The 14,724-nt window shown below is 37.1% G+C and carries 12 protein-coding genes and 1 rRNA gene; 12 read left to right on the forward strand and 1 reads right to left on the reverse strand.

Features of this window, described 5'->3' with window-relative positions:
• The first annotated feature begins 9 nt into the window (after nt 1-9).
• The 8 genes from atpA (at nt 10) to VXM77_RS01920 (ending at nt 9,180) form a co-directional block, all read left to right on the forward strand.
• A complete protein-coding gene (atpA, locus tag VXM77_RS01885; protein ID WP_161832438.1) occupies nt 10-1,509 on the forward strand; it encodes a F0F1 ATP synthase subunit alpha in 1,500 nt (499 codons plus the stop codon).
• 20 nt (nt 1,510-1,529) lie between these two features.
• Nucleotides 1,530-2,387 carry an ATP synthase F1 subunit gamma gene (atpG, locus tag VXM77_RS01890; protein WP_161832437.1) on the forward strand — a complete coding sequence of 286 codons (858 nt, stop codon included), beginning with the start codon at nt 1,530-1,532 and terminating at the stop codon, nt 2,385-2,387.
• A gap of 16 nt (nt 2,388-2,403) precedes the next feature.
• Complete coding sequence (gene atpD, locus VXM77_RS01895; RefSeq protein ID WP_161832436.1) at nt 2,404-3,807, forward strand: F0F1 ATP synthase subunit beta; 1,404 nt, start codon at nt 2,404-2,406, stop codon at nt 3,805-3,807.
• Nucleotides 3,808-3,821: 14 nt separating this feature from the next.
• On the forward strand, nt 3,822-4,223 hold the full coding sequence (gene atpC / locus VXM77_RS01900) for an ATP synthase F1 subunit epsilon (protein ID WP_161832435.1): 402 nt from the start codon (nt 3,822-3,824) through the stop codon (nt 4,221-4,223).
• 581 nt (nt 4,224-4,804) lie between these two features.
• Nucleotides 4,805-5,803 carry a stage II sporulation protein D gene (gene spoIID, locus VXM77_RS01905; RefSeq protein ID WP_161832434.1) on the forward strand — a complete coding sequence of 333 codons (999 nt, stop codon included), beginning with the start codon at nt 4,805-4,807 and terminating at the stop codon, nt 5,801-5,803.
• A gap of 53 nt (nt 5,804-5,856) precedes the next feature.
• Nucleotides 5,857-6,579 (forward strand): M23 family metallopeptidase, encoded by a 723-nt coding sequence (locus tag VXM77_RS01910; protein WP_161832433.1) that lies wholly within the window; start codon nt 5,857-5,859, stop codon nt 6,577-6,579.
• A 246-nt stretch (nt 6,580-6,825) separates the two neighbouring features.
• Nucleotides 6,826-7,821, forward strand: a complete 996-nt coding sequence (gene mreB / locus VXM77_RS01915) for a rod shape-determining protein MreB (protein WP_161832432.1) — start codon at nt 6,826-6,828, stop codon at nt 7,819-7,821.
• 90 nt (nt 7,822-7,911) lie between these two features.
• A complete protein-coding gene (locus VXM77_RS01920; RefSeq protein ID WP_161832431.1) occupies nt 7,912-9,180 on the forward strand; it encodes a replication-associated recombination protein A in 1,269 nt (422 codons plus the stop codon).
• An 88-nt stretch (nt 9,181-9,268) separates the two neighbouring features.
• On the opposite strand, the gene VXM77_RS01925 is transcribed toward VXM77_RS01920, so the two are convergent.
• Nucleotides 9,269-9,904 (reverse strand): YigZ family protein, encoded by a 636-nt coding sequence (locus tag VXM77_RS01925; RefSeq protein WP_161832430.1) that lies wholly within the window; start codon nt 9,902-9,904, stop codon nt 9,269-9,271.
• Between the two features lie 372 nt (nt 9,905-10,276).
• Between VXM77_RS01925 and VXM77_RS01930 the strand changes: the two genes are divergently transcribed.
• From VXM77_RS01930 to VXM77_RS01945, 4 genes are all read left to right on the forward strand, one after another.
• On the forward strand, nt 10,277-11,143 hold the full coding sequence (locus VXM77_RS01930; RefSeq protein WP_161832429.1) for a DegV family protein: 867 nt from the start codon (nt 10,277-10,279) through the stop codon (nt 11,141-11,143).
• Between the two features lie 27 nt (nt 11,144-11,170).
• Nucleotides 11,171-12,022 carry a DegV family protein gene (locus tag VXM77_RS01935; protein ID WP_161832428.1) on the forward strand — a complete coding sequence of 284 codons (852 nt, stop codon included), beginning with the start codon at nt 11,171-11,173 and terminating at the stop codon, nt 12,020-12,022.
• Between the two features lie 217 nt (nt 12,023-12,239).
• Nucleotides 12,240-12,695 carry an IS200/IS605 family transposase gene (gene tnpA / locus VXM77_RS01940; protein ID WP_161832950.1) on the forward strand — a complete coding sequence of 152 codons (456 nt, stop codon included), beginning with the start codon at nt 12,240-12,242 and terminating at the stop codon, nt 12,693-12,695.
• Between the two features lie 449 nt (nt 12,696-13,144).
• Nucleotides 13,145-14,661, forward strand: a 16S ribosomal RNA gene (locus VXM77_RS01945).
• Nucleotides 14,662-14,724 lie beyond the last annotated feature (63 nt).

Below are 14,724 nucleotides of genomic sequence, written 5' to 3' on the forward strand. Positions count from 1 at the left end.
TGAGCATTGGTGGCCATCAGACCAGAAGAAATTAGTGCAATTTTGCGCGATCAAATTAAAAATTATGAGCAAGTATTAGATATAACTGAAACTGGTACAGTTTTAACGGTAGGGGACGGAATCGCTCGTGTTCATGGCCTACAAAATGTTATGTCTGGTGAAATTATTGAATTTGCCTCAGGTGCCGTTGGAATGGCGCAAAACCTTGAAGAGGATAACGTAGGGGTTATCATTTTAGGAGAATATCGTTCAATTAGCGAAGGTGACGAAGTTAAACGTACTGGACGTATCATGTCAGTTCCTGTAGGGGATGCCTTAATTGGTCGTGTTGTTGACGCTTTAGGAAATCCAATCGATGGTCTTGGACCAATCGAAACAACTAAATTCCGTCCAACTGAAGTTAAGGCTACAGGGGTAATGGCGCGTAAATCGGTTCACGAACCACTCCAAACAGGGATTAAGGCAATTGATGCCCTTGTTCCTATCGGTCGTGGACAACGTGAGTTAATTATCGGTGACCGTCAGACAGGGAAAACGGCAATTGCGGTTGATACGATTTTAAATCAAAAGGGACAAGATGTTATTTGTATTTATGTAGCAATTGGTCAAAAGGAATCTACTGTTAACTCTGTTGTAGAGACATTAAAAAAACATGATGCTATGAATTATACAATTGTTGTTTCTGCAGCTGCATCTTCACCATCTCCAATGCTATACATTGCACCATATTCAGGTGTAACAATGGCAGAAGAATTTATGTATCAAGGAAAACACGTTTTAATTATTTATGATGATTTATCAAAACAAGCAGCTGCTTATCGTGAATTATCATTATTATTACGTCGTCCACCAGGTCGTGAGGCATATCCAGGGGATGTATTCTACTTACATTCACGTTTATTAGAGCGTGCAGCGAAGTTAAATGATGAGCTTGGTGCAGGTTCGATTACAGCCTTACCATTTATTGAAACTAAGGCTGGAGATTTATCGGCATATGTTGCAACCAATGTAATTTCAATTACAGATGGGCAAATTTTCTTAAAATCAGATTATTTCCATTCTGGAATTCGTCCGGCTATTGATGCAGGGTTATCAGTTTCGCGTGTAGGGGGATCAGCCCAAATTAAAGCGATGAAAAAAGTTGCCGGAACGTTACGTCTTGATTTAGCGTCTTATCGTGAATTAGAGTCATTTGCTCAGTTTGGATCAGACTTAGATGATGCAACTCGTGCTAGATTAGCTCGTGGTGAAAGAACTGTTGAAGTTTTAAAACAGGGGGTGCATCAACCAATCCCTGTGGAAAAACAAGTATGCATTATTTATGCGTTGGTTAACGGATTCTTAGATAGTATCGAAGTTTCTGATATTGGTCGTTTCGAGAAAGAATTCTATACATTCTTAGACAATGAACGTCCACAAATTTTATCACATATTAGAGATACAAAGGATTTACCTGACACTGATTTATTAAACGAAGCACTTGAGAGCTTTAAAGCCGTTTTTAATTAATAGAAGGGCGGTGGATAAGTATGGCTCAATCAATGCGTGATATAAAAGATAAGATTACTTCGACTCAAAGTACGAGTCAAATTACTAAAGCCATGCAAATGGTATCAGCTGCAAAGTTAACAAAATCCGAAGCAAAAACAAAAAATTATCATCATTATATGGAGACACTTGAGGACATTGTTAGAAATATTTCTAGTACGTCAACAATGAGTCATCATCCCTTTTTTAAACCAAAGTGTGAAAAAAAATGTACCGGCTACCTGATTATTACCTCTGACCGTGGATTAGCCGGGGGATATAATGGGAATGTTCTTAAGCTTATGCAGCAAGAAATTAACTCTCATGCGAACAATGAATATAAACTTTATATGATTGGGAGCAAGGGATTCGATTATGCAAAACGCTCTGATCTAAAGATTGAAAATCAATTTGTATTTGTACCAGATGATATCGTATATCAGGATATAAAACCAGTTGTGGATAAAGTGATTGGTGATTATATGGACGGTGTTCTTAGCGAGGTTGTTATTATTTATAATAACTATTTATCGAAAATCTCACAGGAACCTGCCAAAAAACAAATACTTCCATTGGCTCCAAAAGACACTGAAAAGACAAGAGCTCAATACTCATTTGAACCAAATGAAGAGGAAGTTATCAACGCTATTTTACCAAAATATCTCGAGGGAACAATTTATGGAATAGCGATTACAGCTAAGCTTTCGGAGCATGCATCTCGAATGAATGCAATGCAAAATGCAACCGATAATGCATTAGAAATTATTACGGATTTACAGTTAGTTTATAATAGAGCAAGGCAAGCAGCAATTACGCAAGAGATTACTGAAATTGTTGGTGGAGCTTCAGCCTTAGAATAAAAGGAGGTCATCATAAATGGCAACAGGTCATATTGTAGCCGTCATCGGACCGGTAGTAGATGTAAAGTTTGATTTAGAACATCTTCCTGCTATTTACAATGCCTTAACTGTTGATTATGAAGTTGGTGGGGAACGTAAATCATTAACACTTGAAGTTGCAGTGCAGCTTGGTGATGGGGTTGTACGTACCGTCGCAATGGACGCAACAGATGGGTTAGTTCGTGGATTAGAAGTTGTTGATACAGGAAATGCAATCAGTGTTCCAGTTGGAGAGGCCACATTGGGACGTATTTTTAACGTATTAGGACAACCAGTAGATAATAAGGGAGAAGTGCCAGCAGGTACACCACATGAGGGAATTCATAAAGAAGCTCCTAAATTTGACGAGTTATCAACAACAGTTGAAATTCTTGAAACTGGTATTAAGGTAGTAGACTTATTAGCACCATATATTAAAGGTGGAAAAATTGGTTTATTCGGAGGAGCCGGAGTAGGAAAAACGGTATTAATCCAAGAATTAATCAATAACGTAGCCCAAGAACATGGTGGGATTTCAGTATTTGCTGGAGTAGGAGAACGTACTCGTGAGGGGAATGACCTATACCATGAAATGACGGAATCTGGAGTAATTAATAAAACGGCCATGGTTTTTGGACAGATGAATGAACCACCTGGTGCACGTTTACGTGTAGCATTAACAGGATTAACAATGGCTGAGTATTTCCGTGATGAAATGAAACAAGACGTATTATTATTTATTGATAATATTTTCCGTTTTACTCAAGCTGGTTCTGAGGTTTCGGCGTTACTTGGACGTATGCCTTCAGCCGTAGGTTATCAACCAACATTGGCAACTGAAATGGGGCAACTTCAGGAACGTATTACCTCTACAAAACAAGGATCGATTACTTCAATTCAAGCGGTATATGTACCAGCGGATGACTATACCGATCCAGCACCAGCGACAACCTTTGCTCACTTAGATGCAACAACTAACCTTGAGCGTCGTATTGCTGCAATGGGGATTTACCCTGCCGTGGACCCGTTAGCATCATCATCGCGTGCATTATCACCAGATATTGTAGGTCAAGAACATTATGATGTTGCACGTCGTGTTCAGATGATGTTACAACGATATCGTGAATTACAAGATATCATTGCCATCTTAGGTATGGATGAATTAAGCGACGAGGATAAAAAAATCGTGCACCGCGCACGCCGTGTACAATTATTCTTATCGCAAAGTTTCCATGTTGCGGAACAATTTACAGGACTTAAAGGATCTTATGTTCCTGTTGCTGAGACGGTTCGTGCATTTAAAGAAATTCTTGATGGAAAACACGATGATTTACCAGAGGAAGCATTCCGTTTAGTTGGTACAATCGAGCAAGCTATCGAAAAAGCTAATAAGATGAAATAGTGTGAGGTGGTACTATGTCAGTGATGACTATTCGCGTGGTAACACCAGATAAGCTTGTATTCGATGGAGAAGCGGAGCGAGTTTTTGCCCGAGGAATTGATGGTGACTTTGCTGTTTTATATAACCATATTCCGATGATGACACCGCTAGGAGTCGGTGAATTACGCATCGAGATGAACGGTGAGTCTTCATATGTTGCCATTGATAGTGGTATTTTTGAAATTTCAAATAACCATATTAATGTATTATCAAATGATGCAATGATGGCAGAAGATATTGACGTTGCACGTGCTAAGATGGAATTAGAGCGTAAGGAACGTCAAAAACAAAATGCAAAGAGCCGTGAAGATTTAATTAAATCTGAAATGGAAATCGTGAAACTTCTCAACCAAATACGAGTTGGTGAAAAAAAATAATCTTAAAAGGGAGGCCTTAGGCCTCCCTTTTAACTCAATTTCGATTTTTTATTTTGTTTAACTAAAGAAAATAGTTACAGTTATAGGATAATTTAAATTACTACTTATGGAATTCAAATATCCACAATTCGAAGATAATCCAAGGTATTCATTCTTGTATAAGGAGTAATCTACGCTCCAAAGATTTATCTTATCAAGTAAATAAGAAATTGAAAAAATAATATATAAGTTTAATTCCGTTAATAAAATGATTGATGAACCGAATATAATAATCAGACTATGAGGGAGGAGTATAATGAATTTTCAAGCATACTTTATGATTATTTGGTATATTTTAATGCTACCCATCGTATTTAAATTAATATTGTCATTACGTTTAGAGTCTTTATTTAAAAGAGGGAGTGATAGATACACAATTGTCCTTTTATATTTAATTATAACAGTTAGTCTTAGTAAGCTTTTTTTAGACTATTTTACAGATATATTTTATCTATTGAAACAAATATTTTAATTAATGGTATATTATTCTATCTTATGCATACATTTGAAAAGGGTGTATTTTATAAAAGATAGGTGATATTATGAAAAAAATTATTATAGGATTCGTGGCCTTTATTTTAACATTAATTTGTATTCCATTTTCATTTCAAATGATTCACCAATTAAATAACGATGGTGGCGGGAAAGTTACTGAGGCCATGGACTCCTCATCGAAGGATAATAATGAAGGGGTTAAGGAAAATATGATTGCCACTAATAAAGAGGAGAATAAGGGCGAGCAAGTGGTAACGGTTTTTAGAGAATCTAAAAATGAGGAAATAGATATTCCCTTAGAAACCTATCTAATAGGTGTTGTTTCGGGGGAGATGCCAGCTTTATACAATATTGAGGCCCTTAAAGCCCAGGCTGTTGCCGCTAGAACTTATACAATTCAGTTATTAGAATCACAGGATCGTATACATGATACAGTGAAACACCAAGTATATTTAGATACGGAACAACTTAAGGAAAAATGGCAGGATAAATTTGATGAGTATTATAATAAGGTATCGCAAGCCGTATCAGAAACTGCCGGACAGGTAATTACTTATGAGGATCAGTTAATCAAACCATTTTATTTTTCTATCAGTAATGGTTTTACTGAAAATGCGGAAGATTATTGGTCTACGGCCTATCCTTATTTAAAAAGTGTTAACAGTGAATGGGATAAGACCGCACCTAATTATGAGGTAGAAACCGAATTTACAATTCAGGAACTTAGAAATAAATTTAATAATAATAACTTAAAGCAAGATAGTTTTGTTATTCTTAATAAAACGGCCGGACAAAATATTAACGAGATTTTAGTAGGCGATAAGGTGTATTCTGGTCGAGAGTTTCGAGAAATTCTAGGATTACGTTCTGCAGATTTTAAAATTAAATTTAGTAATAATAAAGTCATTATTACGACATTTGGGTATGGACATGGTGTCGGAATGAGTCAATATGGCGCAAATGAATTAGCAAAGCAGGGGAAAAAGTACGATGATATCCTAAAATATTATTACCAAAATGTTAAAATAACGGAAAATTTTAACTAGAATTGAATAAGATTTACCAAAAGTGATCATCATAACGGTGAGGTGATGATCATATGAAAACAAAAGAAAGAATGACAAAGTTAAAAAACAAAAAATTATTTAAGAAGATTGATCCAATTAGCTTCGCACTTGTAGTATTACTAGGAGCATCTGCTACATTTGCAGGCGTGCAATTATGGTTAACAGGAATTAATGGGGATCAAACAGTCTCTAATCCTGCTAATGGGAATCAAGAAACAGTAGGTACAAAAGGTGATGAAACAACTGCAGTAAATAAAACAACTGATGCTAAAACAGTTGCGTTATTACAGGAAACAGTTAAATCTCCTTTAGAGGGAAAAAATGTAGAAGTAGCAAAATCGTATTACGATCAGGAAGCTGATACAAAAGAGCAAATGAAAAGTTTATTTAGTTATACAGTAGGTGAAACTAAATATACTCATGAGTCTAAAGGTGTAAGTTTAAAAAATTCTAATAATAAAGAAGTGGACGTTTTATCAGCTTTATCTGGGAAAGTTTTAACTGTAAAAGATGAGGTATTAAAAGGAACAGTAGTAACAGTTGAACATGAAAACGGAGTTAAAACTATCTACACTGGCGTTTACGATGTAACTGTAAAAGCTGGTGATGATATTGAACAAGGTGATGTAATTGGTAAGACAGGTACATCACAATTAGAGCCAGATTCAGGAAATGTTGTTCACTTTGAAGTGATGAAAGATAATAATAAACTTAATCCTGAAGATGTGATTAATACTAAATTAGGTGATTTATAAAACTCTCTTTAATAGCTGGAGTTATTAAATAATAAAATTTAATTCATAAGAATAGTAGTATAGATTTTTATGGATTAACCATAATAAAAAATACACTAATGTAATTTAGTGTATTTTTTTGTTGAAAAATATTTTTTTCAACTGGAAAAGATATGGTCGTACCTATATAATTGTGATAAAATATAAAATAGTGATGAATTATTTAGACATACTAATACTGAAAAATTAGTTTGGAGGAAGGAAAGTATGCTATTTTCAAAAGATATTGGAATTGACTTGGGTACTGCTAACGTATTAATATATGAAAAAGGTAAAGGAATTGTTTTAGAGGAACCATCAGTTGTTTCAATGGATGCACAAACGGGACGTATGATTGCGGCCGGTGAAGAGGCACGTCAAATGCTTGGGCGTACACCTGGAAAAATTGAGGTTGTCCGACCAATGAAAGACGGAGTTATTGCAGACATTGCAGCAACAGAGATGATGTTAAAACATTTTATCAATTCATTGAATATTAAAGGAGTGCTTTCACAGCCGCGAATTATGATTTGTTGTCCAACTAATATTACATTAGTGGAAAAAAACGCCATTAGAGAAGCCGCAGAAAAATGTGGGGCGCGTGAGGTTTTCATTGAGGAAGAACCTAAGATTGCAGCTTTAGGTGCTGGAATGGATATCTCAAAACCATCAGGAAACATGGTTATTGACGTTGGTGGTGGAACAGCGGATATCGCCGTATTATCATTAGGGGATATTGTTACGTCTGCATCTATTAAAATTGCAGGTAACCGATTTGATCAAGACATTGTGGATTATATTAAAACAAATTATAAGCTATTAATTGGGGATCGAACGGCTGAAGAGATTAAGATAAGTGTAGCGACAGTTTATCCAGAGGGACGTGAAGAAGAGTTAGAAGTTCGTGGACGTGATTTAGTATCAGGGTTACCACGTACAATAACAATTTCATCAACGGAAGTTGAAGAATCATTACGTGAATCGGTTCGCATTATCGTACATGCTGCTAAAAACGTACTTGAACAAACACCTCCTGAACTATCAGCGGATATTATGAATAAAGGGATTGTATTAACCGGTGGTGGAGCATTGTTACATGGATTAGATCGTCTATTAGCAGATGAATTACATGTACCGGTCTTTGTAGCTGATAATCCTTTACATTGTGTTGTTGTGGGAACCGGAATTATGCTTGATCATATTGATAAAATTCGTCGTCGTTAAATGAAAAAAGCTTCAGACCTTTGTCTGAGGCTTTTTTTCAAAGGGGAATAGCTATGTTAATTATACTAGTTGATACGGGTAGGTGAAGTAATGAAACCATTGGCAGATTTAATTCGACCCCAAACATTAGATGAGGTAGTAGGACAACAACATTTAATTGGGGAAAATCAAATACTAAGAAAACTGATTGAGGTTAATCATATTCCTAATCTAATATTTTATGGACCTAGTGGAACGGGAAAAACGACTGTTGCTAATATAATTGCGAAGATATCTAAAAAGAAGATTTATAAGTTAAATGCAACGGATGCTAAAACAGAGGATATTAGAAATATTATTAAAGATTTAGATACATTAGATGGAATGAATGGGATTCTTTTATATCTAGATGAAATTCAGAATTTTAATAAGAAACAACAGCAAACGTTATTAAAATATATTGAAAATGGGCAAATTACTTTAATTGCTAGTACAACCGAAAATCCTTATTTTACTATTTTTAGCGCCATTCTAAGTCGATCGACTATTTTGGAATTTAAACCATTAACCCCTCAAGAAATTGAAGAGGGATTAAAACGTGCGATTCAATTAGTAGAGGATGAATTTTTTATTTATCCTTTTGAGTGTGATGATGAGGCCATTAAATATATTGCAAACCTCTGTAATGGAGATCTCAGAAAGGGGTTAAATGCATTAGAGATTGCATTGTACCCTAATTGTAAAACTGAGGGATTCATATTGAATTTAGATTTAGTTAAGAAAAGTACTGTTACAGCAGGATTTTCCTATGATCGGTTTGGTGATCAACATTACGATACACTTAGCGCTTTTCAAAAATCAATTCGTGGGAGTGATGCTGATGCAGCTATCCACTATCTAGCGCGTCTTATTCAGGTAGGAGATTTACTGTCTATCTGTCGCCGTCTTTTAGTTATTGCAGCTGAGGATATTGGTTTGGCTTATCCACAGGCGATAAGTATAGTAAAAAGTTGTACAGATGCAGCATTACAATTGGGGTTTCCCGAAGCCCGTATTCCATTAGCGCAGGCAGTTATTTTACTTTCAAATAGCCCTAAATCAAATTCTGCTGTTGTCGCCATTGATAAGGCCCTATCGGACTTAAAAAGGGGAAATATAGGCAGTATCCCGAATCATTTAAGAGATAGTCATTATGCGGGGGCGGAAGACCTAGGATATGGTATAAACTATAAATATCCTCACGATTATCCTAATCATTATGTGAAACAACAGTACCTACCTACATCTATCAAACATGTTAAATATTATCACCCGGCAGTCAATAAAGTTGAACAAGGATTTATGGCATATCAAAACTATGTTCAAGGTAAAAAAAATTAATAAAAAAAAACCATAAACAACGAGTAGTTATACTTTCCTCATCAGGTTATAAAGAGGATAGAGGTACATCTTGTTTATGGTTTTTGTTTTAAGGTTGATAAGGGATTTCTTTGAAGGAAACTTCGCCTGCAACAATTGTTGCTTTACCATGTGTAATATCGACTATCCAAGACGTAAATTGTTCTTCACTATCTATATCGATTAAAACTTCTAAGGATATTTTATCGGTATAGTGAACTTGGCTTAGGAGATAGTTACTCCCTTCTAAACGGTTTTGGAGTGTCCCAAGGAGATTATAGTCAGTGTTAATAAACATTGTTTTCATTGTTTTTCTTTCAACAAGACCTAGTGTCTTTATTGTTTCAGAAACTGATTTTCCATAAGTTCTAATTAGACCACCGGCGCCTAGTTTCACTCCACCAAAATAGCGAGTCACTACAACGGCACAATTTTTAAGATTTTGCTTTCGTAATACCTCAAGCATCGGGATACCTGCAGTACCGCTCGGTTCACCATCATCATTTGAACGTTGAATTTCGTTAAAGTCACCAATCTGGTAAGCGGAACAATTGTGAGTAGCATTCCAATGATCTTTTTTAATTTTTTTAATAAACTCTACTGCTTCCTGATCAGTATAAACACGTTTAACATGACAAATAAAACGTGATTTTTCAACAATAATTTCATGTTGTCCGTCATGTGCAATCATTAAATAATGTTCCAATATATCACCTCAATTAGTTTGCTTTAATTATAACATAAAAGAGATTCTTTAATAAAAGATAAGGGTTAAAAATTAGACATTGGTGAATAAGCCCTAGGAAAGGGGGAAAAGTATGAAGGATATTTTATTAAAAATGTGATCTTATTAGAATGACAAGAAATTTCCCATTCATTAAATCCTTGATTAAAATAGATTAATAACAATCGTATTCTTTTTATTAGAATGAATGTACTGCTACAGTTGACTTTTTCTGTTTTTTCATTAAAATTAAAGAAAAGATTTGAATATAAAACTAAACATTGTGAAAGTCATTTCTTTAAGGGAATATTGTTTATGGTATAATAATGAAAAGATATAATAAAGAGGTGGATTATGAAAGTAGCTATTGTAACAGACAGTCTTACAAATTTAACGGCGGCCGATTTGCAACGTTACCCAAATGTCTATTATGGATATTTAAACGTAATTGTTAATGATAAGGCATATGCCGAACAAAAGGAAATAAATAATAAAAAATTATTTCAAATGATTGATGAAGGGGCAACTTATTCAACGTCTCAACCTGCTCCTGAAGAATTTGTCCAATTGTATACAAAATTACTTAAGGAATACGACTATATTTTAGGGTTATTCTGCACAAATAATGTCAGCGGGACTGTGAATTCTGCAAGAATTGCTAGTACAATGGTCGAGGGGGCGCAAGACAAAATTAAAGTGATTGATACAAATACGGCATCAATTGGAGTAGAAAATATCGTTTTACGTGTATGCCAACTTTTAGAGTCTGGGAGCAATCTTTCAGAAATTATTAATGTTGTTGAATTTTATAAAACTCATGGTCCAATGTATTTGTATGTAGATGATTTAAATACTCTGGTTCGTACTGGACGCCTCTCAAAAACGGCCGCAAGTATAGGAAACCTATTAAATATAAAACCGATTATTGGCCTATCGAATGGAAAATTAGATGTTTTTGATAAGGTACGAACAAAGAAGCGTGTTTTTAAATGGATTGTGGAGAAGTTACGCGAAGATGTTAAAAGTTCAGGTAAACAAATTGTAAGAATTACGCATGTAAATGCATTAGAAGGCGCAAATGAGTTAAAGCAATTAATGCAAGAGGCATGTGGAGATCAAGTGGAAGTTCACGTTGGAAATGAAATTGGTCCTGTAATGGCCATCCATTTTGGAAGAGGCGGAGTAGGAGCTTGCTGGATGCCTGATCATTACGAAATTTAATGGTAATTATTTGGGAGGTAAAAAGATATGACTAAAATAGCAATCGTTTCAGATAGTACGGGATGTATTCCTGTAGAAGAGTTAAAAGAATTTGATATACATGTAAATTATATTTCAATCGTTTTTGGCACAGAATCATATCGAGAGTTTAAAGATATGTCGGTAGAACAGTTTATGGAGCGTTGTGAAAACTATGATGGTTTACCTACGACTTCACAACCATCACCAGGAGCAACAATAGAATTATATGAATCATTATTTGCACAAGGTTATGAGGATATCATCCACATTAATATTTCAAGTCAATTAAGCGGAAGTCATCAAACTGCTAAGACATGTGCTGAAATGGTAAATCCGGAGCATATTCATGTTTTTGATTCACGTACCGTGACATATACCCAAGGAATGCTTGCAGTAAATGCCGCTAAAAAGGCAAAAGAAGGGGCAAGTGTCTCTGAAATTCTTAGTTATCTAGAAATGATGCGTGAAAATAGTGAATTTTATGCATCAATTTATGATTTAACTAACCTACGTAAGGGAGGGCGTCTGTCTAACGTTGAGGCGGCTCTTGGAAGTCTTTTACAGATTAAACCGATCTGTCAAATGAAGCCGGATGGAACGTTACAGGCGATTGAGAAGATTCGTACTTTTAAAAAGTCGCTTAAACGATTAGTTGAAATTGGAAAGGAAGCACAATTAACCGAAGATTATCAACTAGTTGTCATGCATATCGGTAATGAGGAAGGGGCTAAACTTGTTCAAACAGAGTTACAAGCAGTCTATCCAAATCATACAATTAAAATTTACCCAATTTCTTTAGTTGTAGCTGTCCATGGAGGACCAGGTGCAGTGGCAATCGGTTGGGTAAAACATGATTAATCATAACGAATAAGAGGTGCCCTACGGTTAGGTTTCTTGTCTAGTCCGTAGGGCATTTTGTTAGAGACTTTAGTCTGTTGAACACGCAAAGCGTGTGAAGCATAAAACCACCCGCTATGCGGGTGGCGAATAAAAGTTTATAACCCCATTAAAAAATCACCTTTTTTCCTATAATAGAGTTGTTTAAGCTACTATTTTAGAAGAGAAGGTGATTTTTATGGCGAATCAAACAAATAGTTTATCGCACACAAAATGGATGTGCAAATACCATATTGTGTTTACTCCTAAGTATAGACGAAAAATAATATATAATCAATATAAAACAAGTATAAGAGATATTTTAAAACAACTTTGTGCCTATAAAGGAGTTGAAATTATTGAAGGGCATTTAATGCCAGATCATGTCCATATGTTAGTAAGTATTCCACCTAAAATGAGTGTATCTAGTTTTATGGGATATTTGAAAGGAAAGAGTGCATTGATGATGTTTGATAAACATGCAAATTTGAAATACAAATTTGGAAATCGGCATTTTTGGGCAGAAGGATATTATGTCAGTACGGTTGGCCTAAATGAGGCAACGATAAGGAAATATATTCAGGATCAGGAAAAGCATGATATTGCGATGGATAAATTAAGTGTAAAAGAATATGAAGACCCCTTTAAGGGGTAGCCAGTAGAACGAGCACTCCTTTAGGGGTGAGCAAAGGTGGCAATGGCAAGTAGCTTGAACAAAGTGAAAGCTAGCGCCTTGAGACGCTAGCCGGTAATCAGGGCTTATAGCCCTGGAGAAAACTACCCGTTTGACGGGTAGTTTTTATATTAATCATAAGATGAAGAATCCATTTAACAAAAGAAAGGTCTTTAGAAAAAATACTAGTATAATATTTATGTTTTTTATAAAAACTGATTGACAATAAAGTTCTAGAATGCTATTATAGACGAGTCGCCAAGAGAGGTAGACAAGAAATCTTACAAAAAAAGATAAAAAAACATTTGACAGAAAAAGTCGAATGCGGTAAGATAAAGAAGTCGTCAAAAGGCGAGAGAAGTTCTTTGAAAACTAAACAGAACGTCAAGAATCATGAGCGAAAGAAATTTCGCAAGCTAAGGAAACAAACAATTATGGAGAGTTTGATCCTGGCTCAGGATGAACGCTGGCGGCGTGCCTAATACATGCAAGTCGAGCGAACCACTTCGGTGGGAAGCGGCGAACGGGTGAGTAACACGTAGGTGATCTGCCCATCAGACGGGGACAACGATTGGAAACGATCGCTAATACCGGATAGGACGAAAGTTTAAAGATGCTCCTGGCATCACTGATGGATGAGCCTGCGGCGCATTAGCTAGTTGGTGGGGTAAAGGCCTACCAAGGCGACGATGCGTAGCCGACCTGAGAGGGTGAACGGCCACACTGGGACTGAGACACGGCCCAGACTCCTACGGGAGGCAGCAGTAGGGAATCTTCGGCAATGGGCGAAAGCCTGACCGAGCAACGCCGCGTGAATGAAGAAGGCCTTCGGGTTGTAAAATTCTGTTATAAGGGAAGAAAGGTGATAGGAGGAAATGACTATCAATTGACGGTACCTTATGAGAAAGCCACGGCTAACTACGTGCCAGCAGCCGCGGTAATACGTAGGTGGCAAGCGTTATCCGGAATTATTGGGCGTAAAGAGCGCGCAGGTGGTTAATTAAGTCTGATGTGAAAGCCCACGGCTTAACCGTGGAGGGTCATTGGAAACTGGTTGACTTGAGTGCAGAAGAGGGAAGTGGAATTCCATGTGTAGCGGTGAAATGCGTAGAGATATGGAGGAACACCAGTGGCGAAGGCGGCTTCCTGGTCTGCAACTGACACTGAGGCGCGAAAGCGTGGGGAGCAAACAGGATTAGATACCCTGGTAGTCCACGCCGTAAACGATGAGTGCTAAGTGTTGGGGGTCGAACCTCAGTGCTGAAGTTAACGCATTAAGCACTCCGCCTGGGGAGTACGGTCGCAAGACTGAAACTCAAAGGAATTGACGGGGACCCGCACAAGCGGTGGAGCATGTGGTTTAATTCGAAGCAACGCGAAGAACCTTACCAGGTCTTGACATACCATTGACGCCTCTAGAGATAGAGGGTTTCCTTCGGGGACAATGGATACAGGTGGTGCATGGTTGTCGTCAGCTCGTGTCGTGAGATGTTGGGTTAAGTCCCGCAACGAGCGCAACCCCTGTCGTTAGTTGCCAGCAGTAAGATGGGGACTCTAACGAGACTGCCAGTGACAAACTGGAGGAAGGTGGGGATGACGTCAAATCATCATGCCCCTTATGACCTGGGCTACACACGTGCTACAATGGTTGGTACAAAGAGAAGCGAAGCGGTGACGTGGAGCAAACCTCATAAAGCCAATCTCAGTTCGGATTGTAGGCTGCAACTCGCCTACATGAAGTTGGAATCGCTAGTAATCGCGAATCAGAATGTCGCGGTGAATACGTTCCCGGGTCTTGTACACACCGCCCGTCACACCACGAGAGTTTACAACACCCGAAGTCAGTGGCCTAACCGCAAGGAGGGAGCTGCCTAAGGTGGGGTAGATGATTGGGGTGAAGTCGTAACAAGGTATCCCTACCGGAAGGTGGGGATGGATCACCTCCTTTCTATGGAGAAAGAGACGTTCTGTTTAGTTTTGGGAGAATTTCGATTTTCCTAGAATTGATCTT

Source organism: Turicibacter sp. KK003, from assembly GCF_037014675.1.
Taxonomy (GTDB): Bacteria; Bacillota_I; Bacilli_A; order MOL361; family Turicibacteraceae; genus Turicibacter; species Turicibacter faecis.

Coding starts and splice junctions, on each gene's coding strand:
- atpG (WP_161832437.1), top strand. CDS start 1,530: ATGGCTCAATCAATGCGTGATATAAAAGATAAGATTACTTCGACTCAA.
- atpD (WP_161832436.1), top strand. CDS start 2,404: ATGGCAACAGGTCATATTGTAGCCGTCATCGGACCGGTAGTAGATGTA.
- atpC (WP_161832435.1), top strand. CDS start 3,822: ATGTCAGTGATGACTATTCGCGTGGTAACACCAGATAAGCTTGTATTC.
- spoIID (WP_161832434.1), top strand. CDS start 4,805: ATGAAAAAAATTATTATAGGATTCGTGGCCTTTATTTTAACATTAATT.
- VXM77_RS01910 (WP_161832433.1), top strand. CDS start 5,857: ATGAAAACAAAAGAAAGAATGACAAAGTTAAAAAACAAAAAATTATTT.
- mreB (WP_161832432.1), top strand. CDS start 6,826: ATGCTATTTTCAAAAGATATTGGAATTGACTTGGGTACTGCTAACGTA.
- VXM77_RS01920 (WP_161832431.1), top strand. CDS start 7,912: ATGAAACCATTGGCAGATTTAATTCGACCCCAAACATTAGATGAGGTA.
- VXM77_RS01930 (WP_161832429.1), top strand. CDS start 10,277: ATGAAAGTAGCTATTGTAACAGACAGTCTTACAAATTTAACGGCGGCC.
- VXM77_RS01935 (WP_161832428.1), top strand. CDS start 11,171: ATGACTAAAATAGCAATCGTTTCAGATAGTACGGGATGTATTCCTGTA.
- tnpA (WP_161832950.1), top strand. CDS start 12,240: ATGGCGAATCAAACAAATAGTTTATCGCACACAAAATGGATGTGCAAA.